General features: G+C 65.4%; 8 protein-coding genes. 5 read left to right on the forward strand and 3 right to left on the reverse strand.

Features of this window, described 5'->3' with window-relative positions:
- A partial coding sequence (locus ON20_RS26225) for a helix-turn-helix domain-containing protein (protein WP_218002626.1) occupies window positions 1-549 on the forward strand: 549 nt, incomplete at its 5' end.
- On the forward strand, window positions 546-1,091 hold the full coding sequence (locus ON20_RS38140) for a hypothetical protein (protein ID WP_218002627.1): 546 nt from the start codon (window positions 546-548) through the stop codon (window positions 1,089-1,091). The genes ON20_RS26225 and ON20_RS38140, both read left to right, overlap by 4 nt.
- 102 nt (window positions 1,092-1,193) lie before the next feature.
- On the opposite strand, the gene ON20_RS40005 is transcribed toward ON20_RS38140, so the two are convergent.
- Complete coding sequence (locus ON20_RS40005) at window positions 1,194-1,319, reverse strand: hypothetical protein (RefSeq protein WP_281032909.1); 126 nt, start codon at window positions 1,317-1,319, stop codon at window positions 1,194-1,196.
- 155 nt (window positions 1,320-1,474) lie between these two features.
- On the opposite strand from ON20_RS40005, the gene ON20_RS34950 reads away from it, so the two are divergent.
- Both ON20_RS34950 and ON20_RS39260 read left to right on the forward strand, forming a co-directional pair.
- Window positions 1,475-2,011 (forward strand): winged helix-turn-helix transcriptional regulator, encoded by a 537-nt coding sequence (locus ON20_RS34950; RefSeq protein WP_083865268.1) that lies wholly within the window; start codon window positions 1,475-1,477, stop codon window positions 2,009-2,011.
- 43 nt (window positions 2,012-2,054) lie between these two features.
- Window positions 2,055-2,324 (forward strand): recombinase family protein, encoded by a 270-nt coding sequence (locus ON20_RS39260; protein ID WP_438803441.1) that lies wholly within the window; start codon window positions 2,055-2,057, stop codon window positions 2,322-2,324.
- 72 nt (window positions 2,325-2,396) lie between these two features.
- On the opposite strand, the gene ON20_RS33445 is transcribed toward ON20_RS39260, so the two are convergent.
- A complete protein-coding gene (locus tag ON20_RS33445) occupies window positions 2,397-2,885 on the reverse strand; it encodes a hypothetical protein (RefSeq protein WP_051163347.1) in 489 nt (162 codons plus the stop codon).
- Window positions 2,882-3,883 carry an SDR family oxidoreductase gene (locus ON20_RS33450; RefSeq protein WP_051163349.1) on the reverse strand — a complete coding sequence of 334 codons (1,002 nt, stop codon included), beginning with the start codon at window positions 3,881-3,883 and terminating at the stop codon, window positions 2,882-2,884. The genes ON20_RS33445 and ON20_RS33450 overlap by 4 nt, the downstream gene beginning before the upstream one ends.
- Window positions 3,884-4,485: 602 nt before the next feature.
- On the opposite strand from ON20_RS33450, the gene ON20_RS26265 reads away from it, so the two are divergent.
- Window positions 4,486-5,124, forward strand: coding sequence for a hypothetical protein (locus ON20_RS26265; protein WP_157229016.1), 639 nt, complete (start codon window positions 4,486-4,488; stop codon window positions 5,122-5,124).
- Window positions 5,125-5,499 lie beyond the last annotated feature (375 nt).

A 5,499-nucleotide genomic window follows, 5' to 3' on the forward strand; every position in this document is an offset into this window, starting at 1 on the left:
GTGATTGTCGCCGGCGGTATGGAATCGATGAGCCGGGCACCGCACCTGCTGCCCGCATCCCGCACCGGATACACATACGGTGATGTCACCCTGATCGACCACATGGCCTATGACGGGCTGCGCGACGCCTTCACCGACCAACCCATGGGCCTGCTCACCGAGATCGGCAACGACCGCCACCTCATCGCCCGCACCGACCAGGACGCCTTCGCCGCCCGCTCCCACCGATTCGCCGCCGAAGCGTGGGACAGCGGCGTCTTCGACGACGAGGTGGTCTCGGTCGAGATCCCGGCCCGCAGGGGCCCGAGCACCTGGCTGAGCCGCGACGAAGGCATCCGCCCCGACACCACCGTCGAGACGCTGGCCGCCGTCCGGGCCCGCGGGCAGCGGCCGGGCCGGCCACCGGCGATGACCGCCGAACAGATTCGCCAGGCCCGCATGCTACTCGCCAGACCCGACGAGTCGGTGTCCTCGATCGCCCGGCTGCTTGGGGTCTCGCGAACCACGCTGTACAAGTACGTACCCGAGTTGACGAACAGGCAGCAGTGATCGACGTGAACGCCATCGAAGGTCTCGACGACGAGTTCGCCGGCCGACTCGAGCGCCGCCCTATTCGTTGTTTTTTGCGCCGTTACTACCGAGACCCCAAGAGATGCCTTGTGGCTATGGAGAGTCGCTCGGCGTCCGCGGGGTTGAGGGTATCGAGTGTGAGGTGGAAGCCTCTTGCCCCGGTCGATCGCGGTCAACGCGGTGGTGGGCGGGCGGTCGATGAACTCGTGGATCGGCTCGACGGATCGTTCGACGGTGCGTGCCGCGAGCGCGGCGGCGATACGGATGAACGCACGCGCTGCGGCAGGGAGCGGAGTAAGGTCGCCGCTTTTGGTGAATCCGGGGTGATACAACACGTACCGGATCGGGTTCTCGGGTTGCGCGGCGTAGGCCACACCGAGCAGGTCGTTGGCGCGACCGGCCTGGAGTTGCGCGGCGATGGTGCTGTAGCCCCGCTCCAACTGAAGGTCGTCTCAGTGGATTTTACCTGTGGTGGTGCCGACGCCCGCCACATTGACGATCACCGGACTCGCACTTCCTGACAGTAGTGGTGCGAGTTCGTGGCTGAGCACGTGGCGGCTGAGGTAGTAGAGCGCGAAAGTGCGCTCGAGCCTTTCCGCGGTCACGGTGCGTCGCAGCGACTGCTAGATGAAATCGAACCGGTCGCCGGCGCCGATCCGGTACGCGTCAGTGACCGTTCGCCGGCCCTTGTCGGGATTGCTGCCGATGACGACGACGCGATCACCGCGCTCGGCGCGGGCGAGGGCCAAGGCGCGCCCCATACCGTCGGTGCCGCCGCTGATGACGATGACGCGGGGAGCGGTCCTAGCCTGGCGTGGGCATGGACAGGGTTCTTCCGGTGGGTACTGATGGTGTGTACTGGCATTATCGATAACCGCTACCGATCGAGGAAGGAGGCAGTTTCATGTCCGGTACGAACATCCCTGTTCCTTCCATGGTGAGCGCGGAACTGCCGAGCCCCGTCCTGATCGAGGAATACGAACAGTGTGCGGTCACCAATGTGCTCCGTCGTATCGGCGACAAGTGGTCGATCCTGGCCATTGTGCTGCTCGGCAAGCGTCCCTACCGTTTCGGTGAGCTACATCGAGGGATCGAGACAATCAGTCAACGGATGCTGACCCGCACGCTTCGTGGCCTCGAGCACGACGGCCTGGTTCGCCGCGAGGTGTTTCCCACGAATCCGCCGAGCGTCGGATACAGCCTTACCTCGCTCGGTCACTCGTTGCTCGGGCCGCTGTCCACTCTCGCCGACTGGCTCAGATCGCAGCCGCCCGCGCAGTACAAAACGACGCCCATACCCATACAGCCGACCGGGACTTCGAACGTCACTGAAAGTGGGAGTTCCAACAAATTGACGGGTGTTCCGCAAGCCGATCGGCCAATGGAGCACCACGGCCGCAGGATTCCGGCCCAGGTCACAGTGTTCCGAGGTGTTCTGTGAACTGTTCCGATGAGCCCACGTCATATGGAATGATCGGACGGTTATCGAGCCCTTCCGAAACGGGTACTGCCGCTGCTCCACCGACGAACAGGACGTCGAGATCCAGACCGAGCAACTACTGTCGCTCGGCGTGTCGACCGGGCGGATCTTCATCGACCGAGGATTCTCCGGCACCACGCGCAAGAACCGGACCGGACTGGACAACGCGCTCCACCATCCATCGCATCGTCAGCGGCACCGCGCCAAGGACGTAACGCCCACGACGCTCATGTACCTGGTGATACGTTCCTTACCAGCACCGCATATCGGGTGAGTCTCAGCGGCGAGAAAACTCCTGAGCTCTTGGGTGATCAACATGTCGAAGGGGCGTGCACGGTGTAGGCGGTCAGGCTGCGGAATTCTTGGATGGTTCGGTGTGGTAGATGTCGGTTGCGTCGGGCATGATGGGCACGCCCAGTTCCTCCGCGACGCTCGATATCGCCTGGGCCGCGACGAATGGATCGTGGCGGCCATCGGCGGTGAAATACGGTGCGACATAGCGTTCGTAATACTGGCGGGCCTCGGTCTCGTCGAGGCTCGGGATGAGCGTGTTGACGTATCGGACGGCGAGATCCGGTTCATCGTGGATCGTGCGCAGGGCCCGGCGGTTGGCCCGCACGAGGGCAAGAACCGCCGGATCGTCCGTCGCGATGTGGCTGGGGTCCACGGCGACGCCCACCGTGGGGATCCTGAAGTCGTCCCCGACAAAGGCCAGCAGTCGCAGCCCATTCTGCCGGGCGGTGACCTCGGGCGCCAGGGTGCTACCGACAAACGCCGCGTCCAGGCAGCCTTCGGCGAGCTTGCGGAGGTGGCGGCTGTAGTCACCTGGCCTCATGACGACCGATTGGGCGTCGTGGTCCGGATCGAGCCCTGTTTCCTCAGCACGATGCGGGAGAAGCATCCCGGCGCAGTCCTCGGCGGATGGATGCCGATCCTGCGGCCCTTCAGCTCCTCGACCGACCCGTAGGTGTCGCGGGCCAGCAGCCAGAACAGCGGACGGTCGGTGTTGACGCACAGCACAGTCCACGGGACGGCGTCGGTCACGCGCGACAGCACCGCCCGGCCCAGCCCGATGATGAATCCGCTGTTCTCGCCTGCGTAGCAGGCAACGGCCCGGGCCACGTCGTCTGGGGTGGCGATGCGGCCCAGTACTGTCCGGGCTGACTGGCGCTGCCGGTTTTCCTGATCGAGGACGGCATTGGCGGTGGTTGTCTCGCCCACCGGCCCGGGGGCGACGACGTTGACGGTGATTCCGTATGGCCCCATTTCCTGCGCGATGTAGCGGGCGAACTGGCTCAGGGCTGCCTTCGAGGTTCCGAGGGCGATCATGCCCGCCCTCGGCCGCCGGCTCAGCACGGTGCCGAGGTAGACGATCCGGCCGTAGCCACCCTTGGTCATGCCGGGTACGACGGCCTTGGTCATCAGGAAGGCCGCGCGCATCTCCTGCTTTCGGATGCGGGTGGTGTGAAGGCGTTCCCAGAGGTCGGCCACGTGCGCGTGCAGGACCTCCTCGGCCACCTCCGCGGTCAGGTGGCCTCTGAGCACGTGGCCGGTGAGGCCGACGAAGGCGCTACGGTTGGGCGGCGCAGCGCCTTCGTCGGCCGGGACGCTCTCGGTGGCCACATGGCCACCACGCGTTCGGTGATGCGCGCCGACATAGTCGACGGCGAACAGGAGCATCTCTTCTTTGCTGCGGAAGCATCGCTGAACGGCACCCAAGGAGACCTGCGCGTGGGCGGCAACGTCGCGCATGGTCACTCCCTCCGGTCCGTGTTCGTCGGCGAGGAGGCAGACGGCCTCGGCAATCTGGCGGCGTCGGCTCTCGTAGTCCACCTGGCTGATGGTGCACGTAATGGCCGAGGTCGAGGGCGAACCCGCGGACGTCGTCGGGGTGGTCAGGCACAACACAGACGAAGGCATGGCCCGCATTGAGGAGGAGCGGCGGCTGCCCTACCACCGGTCACAGTCGTAGCCGGCACGCAACTGGTCGCTCGAATCTCAGAGCGATTGTCTACATCGTCGTCGCGCGAGTCCGCGCCGTCGACTCGGTCGGCGTCCGGCGTAAGGACGATCGCGGCTCCGCCGATGTCCCGGTCACCGAGCCGCTGACCGACCTCGAGATCGCCAAGCAGCTGTCCACCCTCGGCATCCAACTCGGCGACCAGTGGCCCCACGTGTGCGGTTCCTGCACGCCATGACCGACCGCAACGCGCGCCTCGGTGAAGACCTTCGCCGGTTGCTGCGCCACCACGCAGGAACGATTTCAGGGCTGAGCGCGTGCCCGATGCACAGACCCGGGACGGTTGAACGCGGGATGCTCACCGACGCGGGAGTGTGATGGCGCGGGCGGCAGGTAGCGGGTGGTGCCGGGAGGCTCACGGAATCTACACATTTCGCACGCGAATTCTGCAGATCGTCCGGATAGGGTTCCGGGGGTGTTGTCTGAAAAGCGCCGTTCGGTTCTGCCGCTGGGAGTGGCCGCTGTGTCGGCCGTGGTTTCGATTGCCGTGACACTGCACGACGACTTCTTCCTGTACTGGATCTGGGTGCTGTACCTGCCGCTGTTCGCCTTCGGTTATCTGATCCTGGCCATCGTGTTCGTGGTGTTGCTGCGGTGTGTTACTCGCAGTGGCTCCCGGGGACTGTCGGTTGCCACCGCGGCACTGGCGGTCGTGGGTATCGGCGGGTCGTTGTTCTTGTTCGTCGACACCGAGGCCGGCGGGTGGGCGCGGTTCTGGCTCGAGTATCCGGCGTTCGCCGCGGCGGCCACGGTGGAGGTACCCGAGCACGGCGAAGGTGACCTCTACGGCGTCGAGCTACCGAGTCATCTATGCGTTGTGGCGCCGAACTGCCGGATCGCGAACCTCGGCTACAGTAACGGGGCACCGATCCGATACGCCGCCGACTACGTCGACGTCGCAAAGCACACCTACGGTTACAGGCATTTCGCCGGCACGCCGGAGCCGGGGCCCTACAACGGATTCGGAATTCCCGGGTGCCCCACCATGGAGCTGGCGGGCGGATGGTGGTGGCTCGAGCGTTGCGATGGCCCAGAGTACGAGCGAGTCCGGTGAACTCGACGATCAGCCCGTTGGACCATATCGGAGTTCCGGTGCGATCTGTTCGACGCCGCCACTCCGGCCTGACCCACCTCGGCGAAGCCAGCGCCCGACACCCACCGATGACCTGGTCCGACAGCTTCGTTTGCCGCTCCTGACACAGTCCTTGGCGGCACCCCGGTTCCGAAGCCCCGGCATCCAATGACACCTGAATTCGTCTGGAACTGATGCCGGATTTCACCTATCCGGCCACACGGCACTCCTGCATAGATGGGTCGGCCCTGGAGGAGGAACTCCAGGGCCGACCCATCTATGCAGGAGACGACTCATGCGACGGCGGCGGGTCCCCGAATCGCCCGACGAGGGTTCGAGCCGTCGTTGTTCGGAGGG

Source organism: Nocardia brevicatena NBRC 12119 (assembly GCF_000308495.1).
Classification (GTDB): domain Bacteria; phylum Actinomycetota; class Actinomycetes; order Mycobacteriales; family Mycobacteriaceae; genus Nocardia; species Nocardia brevicatena.

Excerpts from the sequence above, each read along its gene's own strand:
- ON20_RS34950 (WP_083865268.1), top strand. The coding sequence starts at position 1,475 with ATGTCCGGTACGAACATCCCTGTTCCTTCCATGGTGAGCGCGGAACTG.
- ON20_RS33445 (WP_051163347.1), bottom strand. The coding sequence starts at position 2,885 with ATGAGGCCAGGTGACTACAGCCGCCACCTCCGCAAGCTCGCCGAAGGC.